Annotated in this window: 19 protein-coding genes; 10 read left to right on the top strand and 9 right to left on the bottom strand. The window is 63.3% G+C overall.

The features are described 5' to 3' along the window. Window positions 1-44 precede the first annotated feature (44 nt). From FHW96_RS06000 to FHW96_RS05985, 4 genes are all read left to right on the top strand, one after another. Window positions 45-1,430 (top strand): MATE family efflux transporter, encoded by a 1,386-nt coding sequence (locus tag FHW96_RS06000; protein ID WP_172339608.1) that lies wholly within the window; start codon window positions 45-47, stop codon window positions 1,428-1,430. Between the two features lie 117 nt (window positions 1,431-1,547). Then, a complete protein-coding gene (locus tag FHW96_RS05995) occupies window positions 1,548-1,835 on the top strand; it encodes a co-chaperone GroES (protein WP_172339607.1) in 288 nt (95 codons plus the stop codon). Between the two features lie 44 nt (window positions 1,836-1,879). Next, on the top strand, window positions 1,880-3,517 hold the full coding sequence (gene groL, locus FHW96_RS05990) for a chaperonin GroEL (RefSeq protein ID WP_172339606.1): 1,638 nt from the start codon (window positions 1,880-1,882) through the stop codon (window positions 3,515-3,517). A 185-nt stretch (window positions 3,518-3,702) separates the two neighbouring features. Continuing rightward, window positions 3,703-4,743 carry a serine hydrolase gene (locus tag FHW96_RS05985; protein WP_172339605.1) on the top strand — a complete coding sequence of 347 codons (1,041 nt, stop codon included), beginning with the start codon at window positions 3,703-3,705 and terminating at the stop codon, window positions 4,741-4,743. A gap of 200 nt (window positions 4,744-4,943) precedes the next feature. Here FHW96_RS05985 and FHW96_RS05980 read toward each other — a convergent pair whose 3' ends face one another. Next, window positions 4,944-5,132 (bottom strand): hypothetical protein, encoded by a 189-nt coding sequence (locus tag FHW96_RS05980; protein WP_172339604.1) that lies wholly within the window; start codon window positions 5,130-5,132, stop codon window positions 4,944-4,946. 259 nt (window positions 5,133-5,391) lie between these two features. Between FHW96_RS05980 and polA the strand changes: the two genes are divergently transcribed. Together polA and FHW96_RS05970 are read left to right on the top strand one after the other, a co-directional pair. Continuing rightward, complete coding sequence (gene polA / locus FHW96_RS05975) at window positions 5,392-8,241, top strand: DNA polymerase I (protein ID WP_172339672.1); 2,850 nt, start codon at window positions 5,392-5,394, stop codon at window positions 8,239-8,241. After that, window positions 8,241-9,344: a mechanosensitive ion channel family protein gene (locus FHW96_RS05970; protein WP_172339603.1), complete on the top strand. Its 1,104-nt coding sequence runs from the start codon at window positions 8,241-8,243 to the stop codon at window positions 9,342-9,344. The genes polA and FHW96_RS05970 overlap by 1 nt, the downstream gene beginning before the upstream one ends. Before the next feature lie 556 nt (window positions 9,345-9,900). Here the strand turns inward: FHW96_RS05970 and FHW96_RS05965 are convergent. The 7 genes from FHW96_RS05965 to hisS form a co-directional block, all read right to left on the bottom strand. Then, window positions 9,901-10,683 carry a universal stress protein gene (locus FHW96_RS05965; RefSeq protein WP_172339602.1) on the bottom strand — a complete coding sequence of 261 codons (783 nt, stop codon included), beginning with the start codon at window positions 10,681-10,683 and terminating at the stop codon, window positions 9,901-9,903. Window positions 10,684-10,853: 170 nt separating this feature from the next. Further along, a complete protein-coding gene (metK, locus tag FHW96_RS05960) occupies window positions 10,854-12,068 on the bottom strand; it encodes a methionine adenosyltransferase (protein WP_371815650.1) in 1,215 nt (404 codons plus the stop codon). Window positions 12,069-12,122: 54 nt separating this feature from the next. Then, the gene (lnt, locus tag FHW96_RS05955) at window positions 12,123-13,763 is read right to left on the bottom strand and encodes an apolipoprotein N-acyltransferase (RefSeq protein WP_172339600.1); all 1,641 of its coding nucleotides are present in this window, start codon (window positions 13,761-13,763) and stop codon (window positions 12,123-12,125) included. A 62-nt stretch (window positions 13,764-13,825) separates the two neighbouring features. Then, window positions 13,826-14,815, bottom strand: a complete 990-nt coding sequence (locus FHW96_RS05950; protein ID WP_172339599.1) for a DUF4167 domain-containing protein — start codon at window positions 14,813-14,815, stop codon at window positions 13,826-13,828. A gap of 233 nt (window positions 14,816-15,048) precedes the next feature. Next, window positions 15,049-15,891 carry a peptide chain release factor N(5)-glutamine methyltransferase gene (gene prmC / locus FHW96_RS05945; protein ID WP_172339671.1) on the bottom strand — a complete coding sequence of 281 codons (843 nt, stop codon included), beginning with the start codon at window positions 15,889-15,891 and terminating at the stop codon, window positions 15,049-15,051. 10 nt (window positions 15,892-15,901) lie between these two features. Then, window positions 15,902-16,966, bottom strand: a complete 1,065-nt coding sequence (gene prfA, locus FHW96_RS05940; RefSeq protein ID WP_172339598.1) for a peptide chain release factor 1 — start codon at window positions 16,964-16,966, stop codon at window positions 15,902-15,904. Continuing rightward, window positions 16,967-18,319, bottom strand: coding sequence for a histidine--tRNA ligase (hisS, locus tag FHW96_RS05935; RefSeq protein ID WP_253950753.1), 1,353 nt, complete (start codon window positions 18,317-18,319; stop codon window positions 16,967-16,969). 140 nt (window positions 18,320-18,459) lie between these two features. Between hisS and FHW96_RS05930 the strand changes: the two genes are divergently transcribed. From FHW96_RS05930 to FHW96_RS05915, 4 genes are all read left to right on the top strand, one after another. Next, window positions 18,460-20,418 (top strand): M61 family metallopeptidase, encoded by a 1,959-nt coding sequence (locus tag FHW96_RS05930; protein ID WP_172339597.1) that lies wholly within the window; start codon window positions 18,460-18,462, stop codon window positions 20,416-20,418. Next, window positions 20,419-21,096: a DUF1345 domain-containing protein gene (locus FHW96_RS05925; protein WP_172339596.1), complete on the top strand. Its 678-nt coding sequence runs from the start codon at window positions 20,419-20,421 to the stop codon at window positions 21,094-21,096. Window positions 21,097-21,235: 139 nt separating this feature from the next. After that, window positions 21,236-21,775 carry an inorganic diphosphatase gene (gene ppa / locus FHW96_RS05920; RefSeq protein ID WP_168602945.1) on the top strand — a complete coding sequence of 180 codons (540 nt, stop codon included), beginning with the start codon at window positions 21,236-21,238 and terminating at the stop codon, window positions 21,773-21,775. A 77-nt stretch (window positions 21,776-21,852) separates the two neighbouring features. After that, window positions 21,853-22,968 (top strand): acyltransferase, encoded by a 1,116-nt coding sequence (locus FHW96_RS05915; RefSeq protein ID WP_172339595.1) that lies wholly within the window; start codon window positions 21,853-21,855, stop codon window positions 22,966-22,968. On the opposite strand, the gene FHW96_RS05910 is transcribed toward FHW96_RS05915, so the two are convergent. Then, the gene (locus tag FHW96_RS05910; RefSeq protein ID WP_172339594.1) at window positions 22,952-24,298 is read right to left on the bottom strand and encodes a TldD/PmbA family protein; all 1,347 of its coding nucleotides are present in this window, start codon (window positions 24,296-24,298) and stop codon (window positions 22,952-22,954) included. The genes FHW96_RS05915 and FHW96_RS05910 overlap by 17 nt on opposite strands. Window positions 24,299-24,359 lie beyond the last annotated feature (61 nt).

The following is a 24,359-nucleotide window of genomic DNA, read 5'->3' as shown; positions in this document are numbered from 1 at the left end:
AAATTGCTTTGTCCCGCAACAAAGCGCGCCTATGCCCGCGCGTGATGACGACGGGGGCGAACACGGGACTCTGGCGCGGCGAAGCGCTGGCCACGCTGCGACTGGCGGTGCCGCTGGCGGCAGCCAATCTGTTGCAAATGGCGGTTTACGCCATTGACGTGATCTTTGTCGCCCGGCTGGGCCAGACCCCGCTGGCCGCATCTTCCCTCTCGGTCAGCCTGTTCGGCCTGCTGGCGTGGAGCCTGTCGGGCCTGACGGGCGCGGTTTCGGCGCTGGTGGCGGCCGAACTGGGCGCACGCAATCATGCTGTGCGTTCGGTGCGACGGTCTACGCGCATGGGCCTGTGGCTGGCGGTGGGCACCGGGGCTTTGGCTATGGTGCTGTGCAGTTTCGGGCGCGAGATCCTGCTGCTGACCGGACAGGCGCGCGAAGTGGCGGATCTGTCGGGAGGGTTTCTGCATGTGCTGAAATGGGCGATGGTGCCGATGCTGATCGCCAATGTGCTGCGCTCGGTGGTTTCGGCGCTGGGGCGGCCGGTGTTTGCCACTTTCATCACGGCGCTGGCCATCGCAGTGAATGCGGCGGGCAATTATGCGCTGGTGTTCGGCCATTGGGGCATGCCCGCGCTGGGGCTGCAAGGTTCGGCGCTGTCCAGCGTGATTACCGGATGCGTGACGGCGCTGGCCTATACGGGGGCGATTTTCGCCAATCGGCGGCTGCGGCGGCATTATCTGTTCGGCCATCTCTGGCGGCCCGACTGGCAGCGCTTGCGCGAAATTGCCGCGATTGGCGCACCGATCTTCTTTCAGGTGCTGGCCGAGGCGGGCCTGTTCGGGGCGGCCGCTTTCCTGATGGGCCGGATTGGCGAGGCGGAACTGGCCGCGCATACGGTGGCGCTTCAGATTGCCGCCTTCACGTTTCAAATCCCTATGGGCATCGGCCAGGCCGCGACCATCCGCGTGGGATACCATTACGGCGCGGGCGACCGGGCGGCGATGGGGCGTGCCGGCTGGACCTCGCTGCAGATCGGCCTGTGCATCGCTATGTTCTCCTCCTCGCTGATGGTGGTGGCACCGCGCCTGCTGCTCTCGGCCTATATTGACGTAAACGCGGCCGAGCGCGCGGTGATGGTGGCGCTGGCGGTGCGCTATCTGGTGGTGGCCGCCGCGTTTCAGTTGGTCGATGCCACGCAGGTCATTCTGGCGGGGGCGTTGCGCGGATTGCAGGACACCAAGGTGCCGATGGCGATTGCGCTGCTGGGCTATTGGGTGCCGGGGTTTGGGGTTTCGGTGATGCTAGGCCTGGGCACGGGGCTGCGCGGGTTTGGCGTGTGGATTGGCCTTGCCACGGGCCTTGCCGTGGTGGCCGCGATGCTGCTGTGGCGCTGGAACCGGCGTGAAGCGCTGGGGCTGCTGCACACGCGGGGCTAAATTTTTTATCGAAGGGCGCCTTGACGCCCCTTTGCCCTGCACCCATATCCAGCGCGTTGGCACTCTCAGGGTGGGAGTGCCAAGAAGCATTTTCAACTTGAGAGAGGTAACACTCCCATGTCGTTCCGTCCTCTGCACGATCGCGTGCTGGTCCGCCGCGTCGAAGCCGAAGAAAAGACCGCCGGTGGCATCATCATCCCCGACAGCGCCAAAGAAAAGCCCGCTGAAGGCATCATCGTTTCGGCCGGCACCGGCGCCCGCAACGAAGCCGGTGTTGTGACCCCGCTGGAAGTCAAGGCCGGCGATCGCGTGCTGTTCGGCAAGTGGGCCGGCACCGAAGTCAAGGTTGGCGGCGAAGACCTGCTGATCATGAAGGAAAGCGATATCCTCGGCATCATCGGCTGAGTTGATACGCGTCTTTTAACAACCTCATTTTAAAGGATTATATCATGGCCGCTAAGGACGTGAAATTTGGTCGCGACGTTCGCGAACGCATTCTCAAGGGCGTGGACACGCTTGCCGACGCCGTCAAGGTGACCTTGGGCCCCAAGGGCCGCAACGTCGTCATCGAAAAGTCGTTCGGCGCTCCGCGCATCACCAAGGACGGCGTTTCGGTCGCCAAGGAAATCGAACTGAAGGACAAGTTCGAAAACCTGGGCGCGCAGATGCTGCGCGAAGTGGCCAGCAAGGCCAATGACAAGGCCGGTGACGGCACCACCACCGCGACTGTTCTGGCTCAGGCCATCGTGCGCGAAGGCCTCAAGGCTGTTGCCGCCGGGATCAACCCGATGGACTTGAAGCGCGGCATCGACACCGCCTCGGCCGCTGTGGTTGCCGATCTGGCCGCTCGTTCCAAGCCCGTCACCGATTCGGCCCAGATCGCTCAGGTCGGCATCATTTCGGCCAATGGCGACACCGAAGTCGGCCAGAAGATTGCCGAAGCGATGGAAAAGGTCGGCAAGGAAGGCGTGATCACCGTCGAGGAAGCCAAGGGCCTCGAGTTCGAACTCGATGTCGTCGAAGGCATGCAGTTCGACCGTGGTTACCTGTCGCCCTACTTCGTCACCAACCCCGAAAAGATGATCGTGGAACTGGATAATCCCTATATCCTGATCCACGAAAAGAAGCTCTCGTCGCTTCAGACGCTGCTGCCGATCCTTGAAGCCGTGGTGCAGTCGGGCCGTCCGCTGCTCATCATCGCCGAAGACATCGAAGGCGAAGCGCTGGCCACGCTGGTGGTCAACAAGCTGCGCGGCGGCCTCAAGATCGCTGCCGTCAAGGCTCCCGGCTTCGGCGACCGCCGCAAGGCCATGCTGGGCGATATCGCCACGCTGACCGCCGGCGAAATGATCTCGGAAGACCTGGGCATCAAGCTGGAAACCGTTACCCTTGGCATGCTGGGTCAGGCCAAGAAGGTCACGATCGACAAGGACAACACCACGATCGTCGACGGTCTGGGTTCGGCTGACGACATCAAGGGTCGCGTTGAACAGATCAAGGCGCAGATCGAAGTCACCACCAGCGACTACGACCGCGAAAAGCTGCAGGAACGTCTGGCCAAGCTGGCCGGCGGCGTGGCCGTCATCAAGGTCGGCGGTTCGACCGAAGTGGAAGTCAAGGAACGCAAGGATCGCGTTGACGACGCTCTGCACGCCACGCGCGCGGCTGTCGAAGAAGGCATCGTCCCCGGCGGCGGCACGGCTCTGCTCTATGCCACCAAGGCTCTTGAAGGCCTGAAGGGCGCGAACGAAGACCAGACCCGCGGCATCGACATCGTCCGCAAGGCGATCACCGCTCCGATCAAGCAGATCGCTGAAAACGCCGGCGTCGATGGCGTCCTCGTGGCCGGCAAGCTGCTGGATCAGGCCGACGAAACGCTGGGCTTCAACGCTGCGACCGAAACCTACGAAAACCTGCTGGCTGCCGGCGTGATCGACCCGACCAAGGTTGTCCGCACCGCTCTGCAGAACGCTTCGTCGGTGGCGGGCCTGCTGATCACGACCGAAGCCGGTATCGTGGAAAAGCCTGAAGACAAGCCTGCCATGCCCGCGATGCCGGGCGGCGGCATGGGTGGCATGGACTTCTAAGTCCACGCTTTATCCAAGGCAAAATGAGGAACCCGGGGGGAGCGATCCCCTCGGGTTTTTCCTTATGTTTAGGGAGGTTCCCTAGGTCTATCGCAGGCACGGGGCGCTTCATCGACAGGCGGGATGACATTGGACAGAAATTGGAGTTTACGGGAAATTAGCTTAAACGGGCCTATTTCCAGAACATGCTAAAAGCTCAGAACGCGATTCTCGGCGCTTTGGCGCTCACCGTGGCAATTGCCGCTCCCCCTGTGCTGGCCAAAGGCGATGTCGATGGTCTTGAACAGGCTTTCGACCGTGTGTTCAGCGGCAATGTCACACGACCGCCTCAACCGGCGCCCCTGCTGCCCCGGCAAAACCCCACCAGCATCAGCGGCTTCGAAGCACGTCTGGCCCAATTGGCGGGCGCTTCGCAGGGCCGGATCGGCGTGGCGGCGGTGGACCTTTCCTCCGGGCGCGGCGTCTCGGTGATGGGCGATCAGCCCTTCCCGCTGGCCAGCACGGGCAAGATCGCCGTGGTTGCCACCTTCCTCGAAGGGGTGGATCAGGGGCGCTACAAGCTGTCCGACCGATTCCCGCTGATGATGCCGGTGCCCTCGGCCCGATTCTCGACCGCCGTGGCCCCCGTGCGCCCCGGCGCGATGCTTTCGGCCGAACAATTGATCGAACTGGCCATTACCCGCAGCGACAATCACGCCACCGATGCGCTTCTGGCCGCGATGGGCGGGCCGCAGGTGGTGACGCGCTGGCTGCGCCGCAATGGCATCAACGGCATCCGGCTGGACCGCGATATTGCCACGATGGTGCGCGACGATGGCGAAGTTGATCCCGCCCGCAAGATCGACCTGCGCGATTCGACCACACCTCAGGCCATGGCCGTGCTGCTGGCGGGCCTGTATCAGGGCCAGTGGTTGAGCGCGCAGAGCCGCGAAGTGCTGTTGGGCGCGATGGCGCGTTGCCGCACGGGCGTTCACCGGATGCGCGCCGCCCTGCCCGGCGATGCGATGGTGGGCCACAAGACCGGCACGCTGTCGAATACGTCGAGCGACGTTGGCCTGATCCGCAGCACTGATGGCCGCACGATTGCCGTGGCAATCTATGTGACGGGTCAGGGCGGTAAGCCTGGTCGCGATCAGCGCATCGCCAGCATCACCCGCGCGATCTATGACGGCTATCAGGCCGAACCGATGGCCAGCGATCTGGCGATGATCGGGGGCTCGCGCTAGGGCGCATCGCACAAGTTAGAAAAAAGGCGCCGGCGATTTATCGCCCGGCGCCTTTTTTATGGCCTGTCCCGGCCTTTGGGGCGCGGATCGGCGCCTATGCCCTGTTCGGAGCCAATCTGCCGTTTTCAGGCAAAGGAAAAGGCGCGCAGGAAACCCCACGCGCCCTGACCTCTAAAACTTCGCGCTTTCGCGCAGAAGAATTAGTTCGACGAAGCAGCCGAAGCAACTTCCGAAGCAGCCGAGTCAGCAACCGAAGCAGCCGAGTCAGCAACCGAAGCAGCGTCCGAAGCAACCGATTCAGCCGAGGTAGCGGCTTCTTCGGTCTTCGAGCAAGCGGCGAGCGACAGAGCAGCGCCAGCAACGGCAGCGGCGAGAATGATCTTGCGCATGTGTGTATCCTTGAACAGCGAGTGGACCACGCGCGACACTGTCCACCGGGGTGGTCGCGCCGTGCGGAAAGCCTACCGCAGGAGTAGACTTCACGCGCCAAATAAACGGCTTGTTCATTCGATGCAAGCTCTAGTCGCATTTACCTGTGCATCCCATCGCATTTGCATAAAGATAACCGGGTTGGCTCGGGTCATTTTCCCCCCGAATCCGGCTGCCCTGCGCCTTTTCGTGAGCGCGCCTTACCCCTATGAATGGGCGATGGAAAACACGACACCGCGCCGCCCCCATCTCTATCTGGTCGATGGTTCGGCCTATATTTTCCGCGCCTATCACCGGCTTCCCCCCCTGACGAATCCGGCAGGGACCCCGGTTGGCGCGGTGTTTGGCTATACCACGATGCTGTGGAAACTGGCCGAGGATCTGCACAAGGCCGATGGGCCGACTCACCTTGCGGTGATTCTCGACAAGGCGGGCAAAAGTTTCCGCAATGACATCTTTCCCGCCTATAAAGCGAACCGCCCTCCCGCGCCCGAGGACCTGATTCCGCAATTTCCCCTGATTCGCGATGCCACGCGCGCCTTTTCGCTGCCCTGCATCGAGGAAGCGGGGCTGGAGGCCGACGATCTGATCGCCTCCTACGCCCGCGCGGCGCAGGCGCAGGGCTGGGATGTGACCATCGTTTCCTCGGACAAGGATCTGATGCAGCTGGTGGGCGATGGCCCGGATGGTTCGCGAGTCGATATGCTCGACACGATGAAGAACCAGCGCATCTTCATCCCCGAGGTGGGCGAGAAATTCGGCGTGACGCCCGATCTGGTGGGCGACGTGCTGGCGCTGATGGGCGATGCGGTGGACAATGTGCCCGGCATTCGCGGCATTGGTCCCAAAACAGCGACCAAGCTGATCCAGGAACATGGCAATCTGGATAATGCGCTGGCGGCTGCGGCCACGATGAAACCCAGCAAGCTGCGCGAGAACCTGATCGAACATGCCGATATGGCTCGTCTGAGCCGGATTTTGGTGGCCTTGAAGGAAGATTGCACTCTCCCTCTGCCTCTGGACGCTTTCGAGCTGGGCGCGATCCCGCCGGAGCCTCTGGCGGCCTTCCTTGGCGAACATGGCTTTACCAGCCTGCTCAAGCGCCTCGATGGCGGGCGGGGCAGCCCGGAGCGGGCCACCCAGTTGCATCCCCCCAAGGCCGTCACGGCGGGCAATACGCCCGCCACCGGCGCCGCGCGGCAGGACACCGCGGCAATGCCCGCGATCGACCTTGCCGCCTATGAATGCGTGCAAAGCCTTGAGGCGCTGGACCGCTGGATCGAGTGGGGCTTTGCCGCGCGGCTGGTGGCGTTTGACACCGAAACCAGCGCGCTGGACGCGATTGGTGCCGATCTGGTGGGCATCAGCCTGTCGGTCGGACCGAATCAGTCCTGCTATATCCCTCTGGGCCATCGGGGCAGCGATATGTTTGCCGAAAAACCCGAGCAGATCGACCGGGAAGAGGCGCTGGCCCGCCTGAAGCCGCTGCTCGAATCCGATGCCGTGCTCAAGGTTGGCCAGAACATCAAATATGACCTCAATGTCATGGCGCGTTTCGGCATCACCGTTTCACCCATCGATGATACGATGGTCATCAGCTTTGATATGGACGCAGGGCGCAGCGAGGAAGGCATCGGCGGCGGCCATGGCATGGACGAGCTGGCCCAGCGCCACCTTGGCCACACCTGCATCGCCTTCAAGGAGGTGTGCGGCACCGGCAAGAAGCAGATCAGCTTTGCCGAAGTCGCGCTGGAGCGCGCCACGCATTATGCCGCCGAAGACGCCGATGTCACTTGGCGCCTGCATCGCCTGCTGAAACCCCGCCTGGCCGCCGAGGGCGCCAGCCGGATCTATGAGCGCGTCGATCGCCCGCTGGTGCCCGTGGTGGCCCAGATGGAGCGCCATGGCATCAAGGTCGACCGCGAGCGCCTTGCGGGCCTCTCGCACCAGTTTGCCGAGGCCATCGCCGCGCTGGAAGCGGAAATCCACGCGCTGGCGGGCACCCCCTTCACCATCGGCAGCCCCAAGCAGTTGGGCGAGATCCTGTTTGACCAGATGGGGCTGAAAGGCGGCAAGAAGGGCAAGTCGGGCCAATATTCGACCGACCTCTCGGTGCTGGAAAAGCTGGAGGGCGAAGGCGTACCCATCGCGCGCAAGGTGCTGGAATGGCGCCAGCTCGCCAAATTGCGCTCGACCTATACCGAGGCGCTTCAGGCCGCGATCAGCCCGGTCACGGGCCGCGTTCACACCAGCTACAGCCTTGTTGGGGCACAGACGGGCCGTCTTTCCTCGACGGAGCCGAATTTGCAGAACATTCCGATCCGCACCGAAATCGGCCGCCAGATCCGCGATTGCTTTGTGGCCGAACCGGGCAACGTCCTGATGGCCGCCGACTACAGCCAGATCGAATTGCGCCTTGCCGCGCATATGGCCGATGTGCCCGCCCTGAAGGAAGCCTTTGCCAGCGGCGCCGACATTCACGCCGCCACCGCGCAGGAATTGTTCGGAGAGGTCAACCGCGAGACGCGCGGGCGGGCCAAGACGATCAATTTCGCCATCCTCTACGGCATCTCGCGCTGGGGCCTTGCCCCGCGTCTGGGGGTGACCTCCGATGAGGCGCAGGCAATGATCGACACCTATTTCGCCCGCTTCCCCGGCATTCAGCGCTATATCCACGAAACGCTCTCGACCGTGCGCGAGCGGGGCTATTCCGAAACGCTGTTTGGCCGCAAATGCTGGTTCCCGCGAATCAATTCGAAGAATCAGGCCGAAAGGCAGGGCAGCGAGCGCGCCGCGATCAACGCCCCGATTCAGGGCACCTGCGCCGACATCATCAAGCGCGCCATGGCCCGGATGCAGCCCGCGCTGGTCGCGGCCGGCCTGCCCCATGTGCGGATGCTGCTTCAGGTGCATGACGAATTGGTCTTCGAATTGCCCGAGGGCGATGTCGAGGCCGCCAAAGCCGTCATCCGCGCTGTCATGGAGGAGGCAGCCGGGCCGTCCGTGGCGATTTCCGTGCCGCTGGGCGTGGAAATCGGCGTGGGGGCCAGTTGGGGCGCGGCGCACTGATGATCACCATCACCAACCTTACCAAGGGCAAATTGCCGCTGACGCTGCCCGCCGATGCGCTTGATCCCGACCAATGGCCCTCGATCGACGAGGTGATGCATTGGTCCAGCCGGATGACCCATGCCGCCGTCGTGCTGGGCATCGGGCTGGGCGTGGCGCTGGTTCTGCATCTGGCCTGCTTCGCTTTCCTGCGGCGCATGGCGCGGCGCAGCGAAAACCCTGCCGAGGCAGTCGCCGCCGCGCAATTGTACCATGCCTTCCGCTGGGCCTTTCTGGCGGGCGGCATGGCCTCGGCGGCGGGCGGCAACAAGCTGATCGGCAAGCTGTGGAGCGGGATCGAGGGTTTTGTCGTCCCGGCGCTCACCGGCTGGGTGCTATACGCGCTGGTCAAGACCGGCGCGGAATTGATGGCCCGCCGCGCGATCACGTCGGGCGACGAATTGACCGCGCGCAGCCGCACCACGCGAATCGCGCTGATCTCGCGCTCGATGGCCTTTGTCATCGTCTTTATCACCGTGGCGCTGATGCTGCTGGGGGTGCCGGCGGTGCGTCATATTGGCGCAACACTGATCGCTTCTGCCGGTTTGATGGGTCTGGCGGTCGGCGCCGCGGCCCAGCCAGCGCTCAAATCGCTGATTGCCGGTTTGCAGATCGCGCTGACCGAACCGATTCGCATCGGCGATTTCGTGGTGGTCGAAGGCGAGCAGGGCCGCGTCGAGGACATTCGCCTGTCCTATGTCGTGGTGCGCACCGGCGACGAGCGGCGCCTCATCGTGCCCACGGTCAAATTCCTCGACGCCACCTTTCAGAACTGGACCCGCGTGGGCGGGATTACAGGTTCGGTGGTGCTGCCGATTCGCCCCGGCTTTGCCATCGAGCCGATCCGTCAGGCCTTTCGCGCCGCGATTGACGAGATGGAGGCATGGGACCGGCGCACCGGCGATCTGGTGGTGTCAGAGTCGCGCGTTGGCTCGGTTGAACTCAAACTGCTGGTGAGCGCCGCCAACCCGGCCGACCTTGGCGCTTTGCGCAGCGGTTTGCGCGAGGTGATGCTGGAATGGCTGCGGGTTAACGCGCCCGATGCGCTTTGCACAGAAACCTGATTGCGCGCAGAGCATCTGCGCGCAATCATTTGCTCCGCCGTAGTTGCGCGGAACGCGGGCAAAGAAAAACCCGGCCGAAGCCGGGCTTGGAAGTTTGGGAGAGGATGCCTGAAAGGCATGTTCTTTATGACCTCAGCCCCGCTTTTGTGCAAGTGCGAAATGCGGGATGCTTGTTGCAAATAGTGCAATCTTAGAAAATGGCGGGAATCTGCAATTTTATGGCCCACGGATGCGTTGCGCATCCCCACGCTGCACCGCAAAAGCGATGGCGCAAAAAAAGGCCCGACCGTTGCCGGTCGGGCCGTGGAAGTTTTGGGAGAGGATGCCTGAAAGGCCTCGTCTCTATGCCTATCGTGGTGCTTTGCAGCAAATGCACATTCATCATGGCCGATTGCGAGAATCGCAACAATCAAACTTTCAGTGATTTCCTTAGGTAAATCATCGCGTTACCAATCGCCCGTCACGATGCATTATTTTGCAATACGTATGCAAGACAAATCAAAGGCCGAAGCATGCCCCCACATGCTCCGGCCCCCAATGTTAACGATGCTCATCATCAATGGGCAAACAGCAGACTCGGCCCTTCCTTGAGGTCGAGGAAATAGCGCGTCACCCCGCCCAACAGGAATTCGCGCAACCGGCTGTGGCCAAAGGCCCCCATCACCAGCAATTCGGCCTGCAACCGGGCCACCGCCGCCGCCAGAGTTTCCTCGATCGAACCGACTCGGACCAGCGAATCGATCTCCGCCTTCACGCCATGGCGCGAAAGATATTGCACCGCGTCCAGCGGCGGAAACACGCCCGCCTTGTCGCCCACGGTCAAGACATGCACCGATTCGGCAAGCCGCAACAAAGGCAAGGCCCCGCGCAGCGCCACCGCCGCCTCATGCGAACCATCCCAGGCCACCGCCACGCAATTGACCGGCGTGGTCAACGGACGGTCCTGATCCACGACCAGAATCGGCGCCTTGCCATCCACCGCCAGTTGCCCGGCAAATTCACACCCGCGCGACAGCACGATCACGTCGGACAGCAGCGAAGCCTCGGTCATCGCATCGACCGGCTCCTCCTCGCCGCGCAGGATGTCGAAAGGCACATCCTCGCCGCGCAGCCGCTCGGCCAGTTCCTCGGCGAATTCATCGTCGCGCTTGACCGCCTCGCGCACCGCGTCCGCTGCCAGATAGCCGCCGCCCAGCGCATCCATCGCCATGAACCGGGCCACCGGTGTATCGATCAGAACACTGACATGGCCGCCCGTGGTGCGCGCCAGCGAGAGCGCCGTCTCCAGCCTTGCGGGGGTTTCCTCGGTTTGGTCGGCATAAACCAGAATAGAGCGCATATTCGGTCTCCCTTTTTCTATGGACCGTGTCCCATCCGTGAGGGCCACAATACTCCCGCAAAAGTAACCTACCATGACTCAGGTCAAGCCGCCGCATCCAATAGAGGCGCCATGAAAAAAGGCGGCGATGCGCGATGCACCGCCGCCTTCAATTTTCACCTGTCAGACGCTCAGACCAGAGCGGCTTTCAGCGCATCGGCCAGATCGGCGCGTTCCCACGGGAAGAAGTCGCCATCGGGCGTGCGGCCAAAGTGGCCATAGGCAGCGCTGGGGCCATAGATCGGCTTGTTCAGGCCCAGACCCAGACGAATGCCGCGCGGCGTCAGCCCGCCCAGCTTGTCTTCGGCCACCTTGGCAATCGCGGCCTCCAGCGCGGCATCGGTCACAGTGCCGGTGCCGTCCGTATCGACATAGAGCGACAGCGGGCGCGCCACGCCGATGGCGTAGGAAAGCTGGATCGTCACGCGCGAGGCGAGACCGGCAGCCACGACATTCTTGGCCAGATAACGCGAGACATAGGCGGCCGAGCGGTCAACCTTGGTCGGGTCCTTGCCGCTGAACGCGCCGCCGCCATGGGGGGCCGCGCCGCCATAGGTGTCCACGATGATCTTGCGGCCTGTCAGACCCGCGTCGCCATCCGGGCCGCCGATTTCAAAGCTGCCGGTGGGGTTGATGTGCCACACCGTCTCGCCGGTGATGAAGCCTTCGGGCAGGATCGCGCCAACGGCCTGCTTCACATAGGCTTCCAGTTCGGCCTTCTTCGCGCCTTCGTCATAGCCCGCCTTGTGCTGGGTCGAAACGACGATGGCGGTCGCGCCCACCGGCTTGCCATGGTGATAGCGCAGCGTGACCTGGCTCTTGGCGTCAGGCTCAAGGAAAGGCGCCGCGCCCGAGTGGCGGTCAGCGGCAAGCTGTTCCAGAATCTTGTGGCTGTAATACAGCGTGGCAGGCATCAGGTCGGGGGTTTCATCGCAAGCGTAACCGAACATGATGCCCTGGTCGCCCGCACCCTCGTCCTTGTTGTCGCCCGCGTCCACGCCCTGCGCGATATGCGCCGACTGGCCATGCAGGCGGTTGATGAATTCAAGCTGTTCCCAGTGGAAACCATCCTGTTCATAGCCGATGCGCTTGACCGTATCGCGCACGGCCTTTTCGATTTCGGCCTGCGCGCCCGGCGCCCATGCGCCATTCTCATACACGCCCTTGCAGCGGATTTCACCGGCCAGCACCACCAATTGCGTGGTGGTCAGCGTTTCGCAGGCGATGCGCGCCTCGGGGTCCTTGGACAGGAACAGATCGACGATGGCGTCCGAAATCTGGTCCGCCACCTTGTCGGGATGGCCTTCCGAAACGCTTTCGGAGGTGAAGAGGTAATCGCTGCGCACGTTATCGGACATGGAAATCCTGCCATATAAAGGTTTCTTTATGCGAGCCCCCTACTAGCCTCGAGTGCGCCGCAACACAAGGGCGGCCAGCATAAGAAGAACTAATCCGATCCCAATCGAAAGCATGTTGCCCCAACGCGCAAACAGCGTGGGCGCCAGCGCGGGCGGCACCATTCCGTCCAGCCGCGCCGCCTGCCCGCGCAGAGCCTTCTGGCGGATCACGCCATGCCCATCGACCACCGCGCTCACGCCGTTGGTGGTCGAACGCAGCACCGGCAGCCCCTCCTCAATCGCGCGCAGACGCGCCTGAGCCAGATGCTGGGGCGGGCCCCAACTGCCGAACCAGCCGTCATTGGAGGGGTTGAAGATATAATCGGGCCGATGCGCCCGGTCGACCACCGCGCCGGGAAAGATGATCTCATAACAGATCTGCATTCCCGCCTTGCCCAGCGCGCCCAGATCGAGCGTTTCCGGCCCCGGCCCCGGCCTGAAATCGAAATCGCCCGGCACCAGCCGCTCCAGCCCGATCTGTTTCAGCCAGTCGCGTTGCGGGAGATATTCGCCAAAAGGCACCAGATGCGCCTTGGCGTAATGCGCGGTGATCCGGCCATGATCGTCGATCCCGGCGATGACATTCTGGCCCCCGGTGGCATTCACGCCATTCAGGTCCAGATCGACCGTGCCGGTCAGCAGCAGCCCCCCCGCCCCGATCGTGCGCGCCAGACGCCAGCGCGCCAGCCATGGATCGCCGCCAAAGGTGAACTGATAGTACCACGCCGGATAGCCATCGCGGACATAATCGGGCACCCCCGATTCGGGCCACAGCACCAGCCGCTTCTGCCCCGGCGCGCGCGGCGCGGACAATTTGGCCGAGGCGACATATTGCGCCTCGAAATGGGTGGGATCGTCCAAGTCCTCCTGGGCGATATTGGGCTGGATCAACGTGTAGGCGACATGGCCCTGCGGCGTGGCCGGGCCGGGCAGGACCATGGCCAGCAGGCCCGCAGCGAATGGCCCCGCCATCATCGCCCCGCCGCCTCGCCGCTGGCCCGCAAACCACAGCATCCGCCCCTCGGCCACCACGCCCGCCATGGCCACCACCAGCCCCGACAGGCCATATGTACCCAGCCATGGCGCCAACAGCGCCAGACCGGGCCGCGCATCGCCGCCCAGCAGCGCCGCACCCAACGGATTCCAAGGAAAGCCGGTAAACAGAAACCCACGCAAAGCCTCGGCCAGTATCCAGCATCCGGCAAAGCCCAGCACCCGCGAGACGCCTTTTCCACGCAGGAACCATCCCCCCGCCATCGCCATGGCCGGAAACAACGCCAGATAGAGCGAGAGCAGAAACACCGCCAGCCCGCCCAGCCATGGCGGCATCTTGGCCTGATAGGTGAAAGCCGTGGCAATCCAGTTCAGCCCCAGCGTGAAGTGGCCCACACCCCACAGCCCGCCCGCCAGCGCCGCCCAGCCCGCATGGGGCAGACGCGCGGCAATCCACAACAGGACGCCGAGGCTGAGCAAGGTGAGCGGCCAGAGGCCAAGCGGCTGAAAACCAAGCGCGCCAACCGCGCCGACGGCGGCCAAAGCCGCGCCGCGCCAGCCCCAATGCCAGCAGGCGCGCGCGAAAAGCTTCGCCTTGCGCTTGTATTTACCGAAATATTTGTCGTGCCAAGGCTTTGCCGCATCATCCATGGCGGCATGCTTTAGCGGGGGCGGCCTATGCCGTCACCCCGCCTTGGCATCATTGGCGCAGATTACTCTGCGCTCTCGCTGGGCGCGGCCACCTTGCGGCGCGGCGCGCGGCGCTTGGGCGCCGGGGCGGCTTCGGCCTCAACGGCAACCGGAGCTTCAACCACGGGAGCCGCAGCTTCAGCCTTGGGCGCCTTGGGCTCGGCGGCCTTGCGAGGACTGCTCGAAATGGCGGGCGGCAGAGAGGCTTCCAGCCCCGAACCATCCACCGAAACGGCAGGCTTTTCCACCACGGCGCGCGGCGCGCGCGGAGCACGCTCCTCACGGGGAGCACGTTCTTCGCGGGGAGCACGTTCCTCACGCGGCGCACGTTCTTCGCGGGGCGCGCGTTCCTCACGGGGCGCACGATCATCACGCGGCGCGCGTTCTTCGCGCGGGCGATCATCGCGGCGAGGGCGGCGTTCCTCGCGGCGACCACGCGGCGCGCGCGGGCTGCGATTTTCGCGCAGGAACGGATTTTCCGCCGGCTCATAAATATTGCCCTGCGCATCGGCGGTCGTCTCGCCACCGGCTTCGCCTGCGTCCTCGGCCTGCTCTTCGCTGGCTTCCTGCGCAGGTTCCTCGGCGCGGCGCGGCGCTTCCTGACGAGGTTCGGGTCGCTCTTCACGTTCGCGGCGAGTATAGACCGGCGGCGCGTCGAAAGCGGGGAAATCGCTGTCCACGCCAAAGTCGCCCTGATCGTCGCCATCGTCGCGACCGGCATCGCCATTGTCCTGCCAGCGATCATCGCGCCGTGCGCGCGATTCTTCCTGACGCAGGCGCGTATCGGCGATCACGCGAAAGTAATGGTCCGCGAATTGCAGATAATATTCGGCCTGAACACGGTCGCCATTAAGATGGGCGTCCTGTGCCAGCTTGCGATATTTTTCCAGCAATTGCGGAGCATTGCCCCGCGCCCGGCTATCGATCCGGTTAAGCTGCTGACCACCATTTTGCGGCCGACCATTGTTGTTGCCCCGGCCACGGCGGCGGTTATTCCCACGATTGTTGTTCAAGGGTGAGTATTCCTTAACCCCGGATCGCCGCTCGGCCTCTTTGCCGGCGTGCTCCTCGTCCTGTCTTACGCCTCACCGCGAAATCGCGGCGTGGCCCTGTTTCGTCGGGTCCAGCCTTAATCGGCTTATCCTGACGAAGATGCTGGAGTAGCACCAGCCAGAGGGGAAGATCCCATCCCTCGGCGGTCCTGTTGTTCAATTAAAAGCCCCGCCCGCAAAAGCCAAGCGGAATCTTACACCATCGCCTGTCTTTCCTGCGAAAGGACCAGCGCGCGGGGCCGATCGGCCAGATCAAGCCGCAATTTTACGGCAAAACCGGCCTGTGTGGCGATTTGTCCAACCGCCTGCGCCTGTTGATAGCCGATTTCGATGACAGCCACCCCGCCCGGATGGAGCAATTCGGGCAATTGGGGAATCAGGATGCGATAATCATCGAGCCCTTCGGCCCCGGCAAACAGCGCGCTGGCCGGTTCATAATCGCGCACGCTGGGATCGAGCGCGGCAGAGGATTCCACATAGGGCGGATTGGCCAGAATGAGATCGAAACGCCCCAGCCCATCGGCCCAGCCCCCCTGTGTCCAATCGGCCAGCACCATCTGCGCCCTTGCGCCCAGCCCCAACGCCTCGGCATTGCCCTGCGCCACGGCCAGCGCATCGCTCGAGGCATCGATGCCCACGCCTTGCGCCCCGGACCGTTCATGCAGGACCGAGAGCAGCAAGGCCCCCGTCCCCGTGCCGCAATCCAGCACGCGGGCTGGTGCGGCGCAGGCATCGAGCGCAGCTTCGACAATCGTCTCGCTGTCGCCGCGCGGGATCAGCGTGGCGGACGTGACGCGAAAGGGCAGGCCCCAGAATTCCTGATGGCCGGTGATATGGGCGACCGGCTCATGGCGCGCGCGCCGCTCGATCAGAGCATCGAAACCATCGGGCGCGGGAACGCCCATATGGCGCAGCAACAGATCGGTGCGGCTGCATTGCAGCGCATGGGCCATCAACACCTCAGCATCGAGCCGCGCGGTGTCGCTGGTGGCGCTCAGGCGCTGCGCCGCAGCGTGAATGGCCTGAGCAACCGTCATGGCCGCAACATTACTCACCCAATGCCGCCAGCCTTTTGGCCTGATCCTCATGGATCAGCGCCGACACCAGTTCGCCAAGCCCCGGCCCTTCGAGGATTTCGGGCAGGCGATGAAGCGTCAGGTTGATCCGGTGATCGGTGACGCGGCCCTGGGGGAAATTATAAGTGCGGATACGTTCGCTGCGGTCCCCGCTGCCGACCATGGCCTTGCGGGCCTCGGCTTCCTCGCCCTGGGCCGCATCGCGCTGGGCTTCGAACAGGCGCGCGCGCAGGACTTGCATCGCCTTGTCCTTATTCTTGTGCTGGCTGCGCGCATCCTGGCAGGTGACGACGGTGCCGGTCGGCAGGTGGGTGATGCGCACGGCCGAATCGGTAGTGTTGACGTGCTGCCCGCCCGCTCCGCTCGCCCGGTAGACGTCGATCTTAAGGTCCTTGTCCTCGATCTGCACATCCACCTCGTCGGGTTCGGGCAGGATGGCCACCGTGGCGGCGCTGGTATGGATGCGCCCGCCGCTTTCCGTCACCGGCACGCGCTGAACCCGATGAACCCCGGATTCGAATTTCAGCTTGGCGAAAACGCCCTGCCCGCTGACATGGGCAACAACTTCCTTGAACCCGCCGATCTCGCTGGCATTGGCGCTGACCATTTCGACCCGCCAGCCCTGTTCGGCGGCGAAGCGTTCGTACATGCGGAACAGGTCGGCGGCGAACAGGGCCGCCTCGTCGCCCCCGGTTCCGGCGCGGATTTCGAGCATGGCCGGGCGGCTGTCGGCGGCATCACGCGGCAGCATGGCGATGGAAAGCGCCCGCTCGGCCTCGGGCAGCGCACCGCGGATGCGGGCGATTTCTTCTTCGGCCAGTTCGCGCATGTCCGGATCATCCAGCGCGGCAAGGCTTTCCAGTTCGCCGCGCATCGTCGCCACTTCCCCGGCGGCGCGGGCCACCGGCTCCAGCTCGGCATAATCGCGCGAGGCAGCCACGAAATCAGCCCCCTCCAGCGTGCCGGAGGCCAGACGCGCCTCCAGTTCGGCAAAACGCGCCGAGATTTGCGCAAGACGGGTGGAAGGGATGGTCATTTAGGCTCGGAACCGCAACATCGTCGCTTGCAGCGGCATAAAACCTTCGCTGTCGAGGGTTTCCCATTCGGCCTCAACCAACTGCTTAAGTTTACAGAACAGACGATCTTCAAGCAGTACGTTAAGCGGCATATTGGAGGCTATCGGAGCCAAGCGAACAACGAATTCACCATTCGGCGCATTATTCACCGCCGACAGGGAAAGGATGAAGTGCGGATTTTGTTTTTTGGTTTTATCAAAACGCTTTCGGGGTGAACCCGACGCCACCAATTCAACGGACACCCCCGCTCCTCGGAATATCCGGCTCGCCTTAATGCCAACTGACAATAGTTCGTCGTTTTCCAGAACGATCGCAACATCAGTCAAAGTTTCACAAACCTTCCCCTCGCCCGACACCAGCATCGCCAGACGCTCAACGCCAGCCGCCCAGCCGACCGCCGGGGTCGGCGCGCCGCCAAGGCTTTCCATCAACCCATCATAGCGCCCGCCGCCAAGGACAGTGCCCTGCGCGCCCAGACGATCCGTCACAAATTCGAACGCAGTGTGGCGATAGTAATCCAGCCCGCGAACCAGCGCACCGTTGCGCGTCCAAGCCACGCCCGCCGCGTCCAGACCGCCCGTGACGGCGGCGAAGAAATCCTGCGCCTCAGCCGAAAGATAATCGTCAATGCGCGGAGCGTTCGGCAGGAAGGCCTTGTCGCGCGGGTCCTTGGAATCGAGGATACGCAGAGGGTTCTTTTCCAGTCGCTCCTGCGAATCTTCCGAAAGTTCACCCTTCACCGCGCGGAAATATTCGATCAAAGCCGCGCGCCAAGCCTCGCGGCTTTCCCCATCGCCCAGCGTGTTGAGCGTCAAGGTCACGCCCTCGGCAATGCCCAGTTCCTTCAGCAACTGATCGGCCATCACCAGCAGTTCCACGTCGGCGGTGGGTTCAGCCGCGCCGATCACCTCGGCGTCGATCTGGTGAAACTGGCGATAGCGGCCCTTTTGCGGGCGTTCATAGCGGAACAAGGGCCCGTGCGTCGCCAGCTTGACCGGCGCATATTGCTTCCAGCCGTTGGTCAGATAGGCGCGCGCCAGACCTGCGGTAAATTCCGGGCGCAAAGTCAGCGATTCCCCGCCGCGATCCTCAAAGGAATACATTTCCTTCGACACCACATCGGTCGTTTCGCCAAGGCTGCGCGAAAACACCGTGGTCTTTTCAAAGACCGGCATTTCCACCCGGCGGAAACGGTACAATTTGCGCACACGCTCGAACGTCTCCACCACAAAGGCGAAAGCGTCGGCATCGGCGCCGAAAATGTCCTGGGTGCCGCGGATGGCCTGCGGCGTTTCGATCTGGGGCTTGCTCATGGATTTGCCCCCTATACGCAGGCGCGTCCAAGGTGAAGCCCCCCTGATGAACCGGGGCGAAAACCGGCCTTGCTGACAATACGGTAAATATCCTGTTCAGCCCTCTTGCTGGCGGCTTTGCTTCGCGTCATGAAGTCGTCATGACAAAACCTACGAATTCACGCGCCCGTATCGCTTTGGGCCTTTCCGCCGCCCTGCTGTTTTCCACCCCCGCGCTGGCCGAGAGATCGACGCCCGCCGCCATTCCCGTGGTGCAGGGCGTGCCCGATGCCAAGGACACGCCCTATCCGGGCGGGGCGATCACGCTGGATATTGACGCGACCGACATTGCGCGCGGCCTGTTCCGCGTGGTCCAGACCGTGCCGGTGGCGGCGGGCGCGAAAAGCCTGATCCTGCAATTGCCGCAATGGATTCCGGGCGGCCACAATCCGCGCGGCTCGATCGACCAACTCGTCGATGTCAAATTCTATGCCGATGGCAAGCCGCTGCATTGGTGGCGCGATCCGGTCGAAGTCTTTGCCTTTCACATTGATGTGCCCGCAGGCGCCAAAGCGGTGGTGGCCAAATTCGTCCACACCTCGCCCCTGCAGAGCAGCGAGGGGCGCATCACGATGACGCCCGAAATGCTCAACCTGCAATGGAACCAGATGAGCCTTTATCCGGCCGGCTATTACACCCGCCAGATCAAGTATAAACCGACAGTCACCTTCCCCGAAGGATGGCAGGTCGCCACCGCTCTGGATGGCAAGCAGGTGAGCGGCAACAAGGTGACATGGGATGTCATCGATTATGAGGCGCTGGTCGATTCGCCGATCTTTGCCGGGGCGCATTTCAAGCGCTTCGACCTTGGGCGCGGGGTGGCGATGAATGTCGTGGCCGACAAACCCGAACTGCTCGACATCCGCTCGGAAAATCTCAGCACTTACAAGGCTCTGGTCGAGGAGGCATGGGCCACTTTTGGCGCGCAGCATTTCGACCATTACGATTTCCTGCTGGCGTTGACCGAGCGGATGGGCGGCATCGGCCTGGAGCATCACCGCTCTTCGGAAAACGCGATGATGCCCAAGGCCTGGACCGACTGGAAGGAGATGGACTGGGCGCGCAATGTGATCAGCCATGAATTCACCCATAGCTGGGACGGCAAATTCCGCCGCCCGGACAAATTGTGGACCCCCGATTATCGCCAGCCGATGCAGGGCAATCTGCTCTGGGTCTATGAAGGGCAGACGCAGTTCTGGGGCTATGTGCTGGCCGCGCGTTCGGGCATCCAGAGCAAGGAGGCGATTTTGGGCGCGATTGCCGCCAATGCCGCCATGTTCACCCAATGGCCCGGCCGCGAATGGCGCAGCGTCGAGGACACCGGCTTCGATCCGGTCATCTCGGGCCGCCGCGCCAAGCCCTATGCCAGCATCAACCGCAACGAGGATTATTACACCGAGGGCGCGCTGATGTGGCTGGAGGCGGACCAGATCATCCGCGAAGGCACCAAGGGCAAGAAGGGCCTCGACGATTTCGCCCGCGCGTTCTTTGGCATCAGGAATGGCGACTGGGGCGAGGTTACCTATAATTTCAAGGATGTGGCAGCCGCGTTGAATGGCATCTATGCCTATGATTGGGAAGCCTTTCTTGACAAGCATATGAACCAGCCCGGTCAACCTGCGCCTTTGGCAGGCATCGAAAAGGGCGGCTACAAGCTCGTCTGGCGCGACACGCCCAATCCCTATGACAAGGGCCGCTTTGCCGCCGCCAAGGTGCTCAGCCTTGCCCATTCGCTGGGCATCGTGGTGAACCGCGAAGGCGTGATCACCAGCACCTTGTGGAACAGCCCGGCCTTCGAGGCCTCGCTGGTGACCGGCACCAAGATCGTCGCCGTCAATGGCGCGACCTACAACGAGGATGTGATGAAAACCGCCATCATCTCCGCCCGCAGCAGCGACAAACCCATCACGCTGGTTACCCAGCGCGGCGAGAAGGTGCAGACCGTATCGCTCAATTATCACGACGGCCTGCGCTACCCCTCGCTCGAACGGGTGGGCGACGGCAAGGAACCCAACGGGCTCGACCTGCTGCTGGCGCCCAAACGCACGGCGAGCAAGTAAATGAAAAAGCGCGCAGGTTTGCGCTGGCCCTTGCCTGCGCGCTTTTCGCTGTTTCTGGCCCTGTTCGCGCTGGGCACCGGGCTGCTGGGTTTTAACGGACTGCGCTGGGGTCAGGCGGTGCTGGGCGGGTTCGATCTGGGGGCGCTGGTGTTCATCACCTCGCTCTGGCCGCTCTCACGCGACAATACGCCCGGCCAGATGCGGCTGCATGCCCGCCAGAATGACGCCAACCGCTTTGCCGTACTGGTGATCAGCACGATGATCATGCTGGTGATCGTTACCGCGCTTTTCGTCGATCTGCCCCATGCGCGCAGTGATAATGGCTATGCCAAGGGGGTGGCGCTGGTGCTGATCCTCGCCAGTTTGGTTCTGGCATGGCTTTTTTCAAACCTGATCTACGCCCTACATTACGCCCATATCTATTATGGCGCAGAACACGAAGGGGGGCTGCGCTTTCCCGTGCCGGACCAAGACGGATCGGCCCCTGCATCATCGCATTGTCCTAATTTCTGGGACTTTTTCTATTTCGCGCTGACCATCGGCATGGCCTTTGCCACATCGGATGTGGAAATCACCAGCCCGCGTCTGCGCCGGGTGGCAACGGTCCATGGTGCGCTGGCGTTTTTCTACAATCTGGTGGTGCTGGCTTTTACCATCAACGTCACGGCGGGCAGTTAATCACTTCACCAATTCGGTGCAGGTATTAAGACCGCACCGCTGTTGCAATGCAATACGGCCAAGGCTAGGGCTTTCCCCGCAGATTCCTGCGCGGCACCCGCAAGGGGCGGTGTCGCTCACATATAAAAATGACGGTGCCATGGACATCAGCAAAATTTCGGTCGGCAAGAGCCCGCCTGACAACCTGAACGTCATCATCGAGGTTCCCACTGGCGGTGAACCTGTGAAGTATGAGTTCGACAAGGACTCGGGCGCTCTGTTCGTGGACCGTATCCTGCACACGCCGATGCGCTATCCCGCCAACTATGGCTTTGTGCCGCACACGCTCTCGCCCGATGGCGATCCGCTCGATGCGCTGGTGGTGGCCCGTTCGCCCTTCGTGCCCGGTTCGGTGGTGCGCTGCCGCCCGATCGCGGTGCTCAACCTTGAAGACGAAGCCGGCGGCGATGAAAAGCTGCTCTGCGTCCCCGATGACAAGACCTTCCCTTACTATGCCAACGTAAAGGAAAAGGAAGATCTGCCCGACATCATCGCGCAGCAGGTCGAACACTTCTTCACCCACTACAAGGATCTGGAATCCGAAAAGTGGGTGCGCGTGGGCACCTGGGGCAATGCGGCCGACGCACGCCAGATCGTGATCGAAGCGATCGAACGCTATCAGGCCGGCAAGAAGGCTTGAGGCAAGAAGGGGCGGGATCATTTCCGCCCCTTTTTTGGCGCCGTGATCGCGCGCGCGCCATGAATGCAAAGGCTAGAATGCAAAGGTTCAAGGTGCAAAGCCCCAGCCTCAGAAGCAATCTTCCGGCTCTTACCGGCATTCGATTCTTTGCAGCCTTTGCCGTTCTGCTCTTCCACTACGGCTCGTCCTTTGTCCAAAGCCATGGTGCGCCCGTGGCCATCGCCAATATCCTGCATAATGGCAGCCTTGGCGTGCCCCTGTTCTTCATCCTTTCCGGCTTTATCCTGAGCTATGCCCATGAGGATGAGCGGATCGACCGGGCCTTCATTGTCCGCTTCTATGTGGCGCGACTGGCCCGCATCTATCCGGTCTATCTCTTCGCCCTGCTGATGGCGCTGCCCGTGCTGCCCAATCCCCTGCCGGGGGCGGTGGTGGTAAAATCGCTGCTGCTGGTGCAATCATGGCAGCTTCCCGGCGACACCCACGATCACGACTGGATATTTCAGGCATGGTCGCTGTCCGTCGAATGGTTCTTCTATGCGCTTTTCCCGGTGATCCTGCCGATCAGCCGCTGCTTCAATCTGGCGGCGACCATGGCCGCCATGCTGGTTGCCTGCGCGCTGATTTATGGCCTGGGCACCCCGCTGGGCGCGGCGGCTCCTTTGCCCATTTCTCTGGGCGGATTTTCCGTGGCGCCATGGATACCCGTGCTGCGGTTGCCCGAATTCATCTATGGCATGGGCCTATGCCGCCTGTTTCTGGTTCTGCGCAACCCGCTCTCGGCGGTGCAGTCAACGGTGGTAGAGGGGCTTTTGGCGCTGGCCACGCTGGGGCTGCTGACGCGCGATCTCGATCCGCAGGCGAGCGGGCTTTTCGCGATTCTGGTGGGCCTGCTGCTGCTGGTGCTGGCCTATGGGCGCGGCCTTTTGTCGCGCCTGCTGGGCGGGCGGGTGCTGGGCCTGCTGGGCGGGGCCAGCTATGCGCTCTATATCCTGCAAGGCCCGGCCAGAAATCTGTGCCGGGCGCTGGTGCCCTCGCCCTACGACCGCGTGGTCAGTCCGGTTTTCACCGTCGCTCTTTCGGTCGCGGTCTTTCTGCTGATCGAGAAACCGGCCCGCAAATTCCTGATGAAGGCTCTGGCCGGAGCGCAGCGCGGGGCGTCTCAATCCCCCGCGCTCAATCCCCCGCAATAGTCATGCCGTCGACGCGGATGGTCGGCACGTTGATCGTGCGATACCATTCCAGATCGTTGGCGGGCGTCATGGCGCGAAACATATCGATCAGATTGCCCGCCACGGTAAATTCGGCCACCGGCCCGGCGATCTCACCCTTCACAATGCGATAGCCCGAGGCGCCCCGGCTGTAATCGCCCGTCACGCCATTGACGCCATGCCCGATCAGCTCGGTGACATAAACGCCATCTTCAATATCCGCGATCAGCTCGGCCACAGAGGCGCTGCCTGCCTCCAGATGCAGATTGCCCGGCGCAACCCCCGGCGCTCCACCGCCGCCGCGCCCGGCATGGCCGGTGGGCGCAAGGCCCAGCTGCCGCGCCGAAGCGCATTCCATCAACCATCCCGTGATCCGCCCATCGCGCACCAGATCGCGAGGGAGCGTCTGCAAACCCTCGCCATCAAAGGGGCGCGAACGAAAGCCGCGCAGGCGCAGCGGATCATCAACAATCCGCACCGCGCTGTCGAACAATTGCTCCTCAAGCCGCCCGATCAGGAAACTGGAGCGGCGCGCAATAGAGGCCCCCGACATCGCGCCTAGCAAATGGCCCACCAGCGAGCCGCCCACGCGCGGGTCAAGCACCACCGGTGCAGGGCCGCTCTTCATCCGCCCCGGATTGAGCCGGGCCACGGCGCGCTCACCCGCCTGTCGGCCGATCTCGGCGGGCGGAATCAGATCTTCGCGGTGGCGGGCCATGCGGTGCGCATAGTCGCGCTGCATCGTACCGCCTTCACCCGCCACCACGCTGGCCGAAATCGAGCGGCTGGTGGCGGCATAGGCCCCGGCAAAACCATGGCTGGTGGCCAGCGCCATCACGGCCCCGCCGCTCGATGCGCCCGCACCCTCGCTGTTGGTCACGCCCGCAATAGCGCGCGCGGCATCCTCGGCCTCTTCGGCCAAGCTGCGCAATTCCTGCGGGCTGGGCTCGCCGCTGTCGACCAGATCGAGGTCGGGAAACGGCCCCATGAACAGCAGTTCTTCGGGCGCGAGGCCCGCATAGGGATCTTCGGGCGCGCCCTGCGCCATGGCCAGCGCGCGCGCGGCCAGTTCGGCCAGCGCATCATCGGAAAGATCGGAGGAACCAATCGAGGCCGAGCGCCGCCCGACAAACACCCGCAGCCCGATATGCTCGCTTTCCGAGCGCTCCACATCCTCCAGCTTGCCCAGCCGCACCGACACGCTTTCCGAAGCATCGGCGATATAGACCGCATCGGCGGCGTCCGCCCCAGCCTTGCGCGCGCGTTCGATCAGGGCCTGCGCCCGTTCCTGTGCCTGAAGCGTGGTAAGCATGGCGGTCTGGGCAACTCCTGAAGCCTTGGTAAGGGGGCAGGCTCTAACGCCCCGCCCCGCC

The organism is Novosphingobium sp. SG751A (assembly GCF_013149295.1).
Classification (GTDB): Bacteria; Pseudomonadota; Alphaproteobacteria; order Sphingomonadales; family Sphingomonadaceae; genus Novosphingobium.
The sequence above is the reverse complement of the archived record's forward strand: the minus strand, read 5'-3'. Positions and strand labels throughout refer to the sequence as shown.